A 2069-nucleotide genomic window follows, 5' to 3' on the forward strand; every position below is an offset into this window, starting at 1 on the left:
GCGCGGATCAATACGCACATCTGTGTCGAGCTTGACAGTCTTACCATCCACTCGAACATGATCAGATGGCAATAATCGCGCGCCCAAGGTAACGACATCACCATTTACGCTTACGCGACCATCTGCGATCCAACGTTCAATCTCTCTGCGAGAGCCAAGGCCTGCTTGCGCAAGCACCTTTTGTATTCGTTCGCCTGAAGGCTCAGACATTCACTACTCCAAGTGGAATAAAAATTAAGAAGACCGAGTGGTGCTGACTTTAAGAATCTCAGCTTTAAGGTCGTCATAAGTATGTACAGCAGGAAACTGAGGAAACTCATCAATCACGTTTTGCGGAGACTTGAACAAAATACCAGCCTCAGCCTGCTTCAGCATCGTCGTATCATTATAGGAGTCACCCGCTGCAATCACACGATAATTTAGCAATTGAAACGCCCTAACCGACTGACGCTTCGGATCTTTTTGGCGCAAAAGGTAGTTAGTGATTCGCCCATCGTCGGCGACTTCGAGCTTGTGACAAAAAAGTGTCGGAAAACCAAGCTTCGCCATAAACGGCATACCAAATTCGTAGAATGTATCCGATAGGATGATAAGCTGAAAACGCTCATTCAACCACTGAACAAACTCCTTTGCACCAGGAAGCGGGTCAAGTGTATCGATGACTTCCTGGATTTCTTTCAGGCCATAACCGTGCTGGTCAAGGATACGCAAACGCTGCTGCATTAAAACATCGTAGTCAGGGATATCACGAGTCGTTGCTTTTAACTCTTCAATTCCTGTTTTCTCTGCAAAAGCAATCCAAATTTCCGGAATCAAGACACCTTCTAAATCCAGACAAACTAATTCCACGTCGCATACTCCCGATACTAACTTCAAGTTAAATGACAAAAATTTGGGCGCCATTCTAACGAAAAGGCTTCAGCTTGCATATTGATAAATCATCGATACAATCCAAAGCCTTCTACAACATCCCCCAGCGAGATATCACGACAATGGAATACGACTTTACGCAAGCAGAAAACCTTACTCCGGAAGCAATCAGCGCTCTGAATTCTTCGCTTGCGGAAAAGTCGCCCCGCGAAGTTCTTAAGTTTGCTTTCTCTCACTTTGGAAACATTGCCATTTCATTCAGTGGTGCAGAAGATGTTGCACTCATCGAACTAAGCCACAAATTGACCGACAACCTTCAAGTTTTTAGCTTGGACACTGGCCGACTCCATCCTGAGACATATCTCTTTCTAGACACCGTTCGTCAACATTACTTACTTGACCTCGAGTTGATGGCGCCAAATACGGACGAGCTAGAAGCATTCGTCAAACAAAAGGGCTTGTTCAGTTTTTATGAGGATGGCCATAAAGAGTGCTGCGCAATCAGAAAAGTAAGACCCTTACGTCGAAAGCTCGCCACGCTAGAAGCTTGGATTTCAGGACAACGCAAAGATCAAAGTCCAAGTACACGCTCAGAAGTGGCTGTCATAGAGCTTGATACGGCCAACGCTGCTGAAGGCAAAACCTTAATCAAATTCAATCCGCTAGCAAACTGGTCGTCAAAAGAGGTTTGGGACTACCTTCGCATGAGCGAAGTGCCAACCAACAAGCTTCACGAAAAAGGCTTTATCAGCATTGGGTGTGAGCCATGCACTCGAGCAGTATTACCAAACCAGCATGAGCGAGAAGGCCGCTGGTGGTGGGAAGAAGAAACGCAAAAAGAATGCGGTCTGCACATCAAATAAATTCAGCCAGTGAACGTCAACTCGTCGCTGAGAGTTGCATTCACCCATTCCCCGAACCACCTAAGTGGTGTATCGGGGAATATCGACTTCTGCAAACACTTTCGACACATCTTCTCTATGGGCATGACTATAGAAAGCTTCATCAACCAAGTCTCGCGTTAAATGCGGCGCAAATTCTGCTAAAAACTCATACATGAATCCGCGCATGAATGTTCCTTTACGCAAAGCAATACTAGTGATCGCATCAGGGAATAAGTCTGTTGCCGGTATCGCCACCAAGTCTGAATCTCTTACGGGATCAAACGCCATCGAAGCAATAATGCCAACTCCAAGACC

At 45.9% G+C, this 2069-nt stretch carries 3 protein-coding genes and 1 pseudogene; 1 reads left to right on the plus strand and 3 read right to left on the minus strand.

Annotation, left to right across the window (positions count from 1 at the left end; genetic code table 11):
- Positions 1–210: S4 domain-containing protein (locus tag A3751_RS14450; RefSeq protein WP_255376088.1), on the minus strand; the 210-nt coding region annotated here is incomplete at its 3' end.
- A 24-nt stretch (positions 211–234) separates the two neighbouring features.
- Positions 235–849: a bifunctional phosphoserine phosphatase/homoserine phosphotransferase ThrH gene (thrH, locus tag A3751_RS14455; RefSeq protein WP_068457352.1), complete on the minus strand. Its 615-nt coding sequence runs from the start codon at positions 847–849 to the stop codon at positions 235–237.
- Between the two features lie 143 nt (positions 850–992).
- On the opposite strand from thrH, the gene A3751_RS14460 reads away from it, so the two are divergent.
- Positions 993–1733 (plus strand): phosphoadenylyl-sulfate reductase, encoded by a 741-nt coding sequence (locus A3751_RS14460; RefSeq protein WP_068457355.1) that lies wholly within the window; start codon positions 993–995, stop codon positions 1731–1733.
- Between the two features lie 60 nt (positions 1734–1793).
- On the opposite strand, the pseudogene cysB reads toward A3751_RS14460, so the two are convergent.
- Positions 1794–2069 (minus strand): annotated as a pseudogene (gene cysB / locus A3751_RS22900) (HTH-type transcriptional regulator CysB); the annotation flags it as partial.

The sequence above is a fragment of the Oleiphilus sp. HI0080 genome (assembly GCF_001635135.1).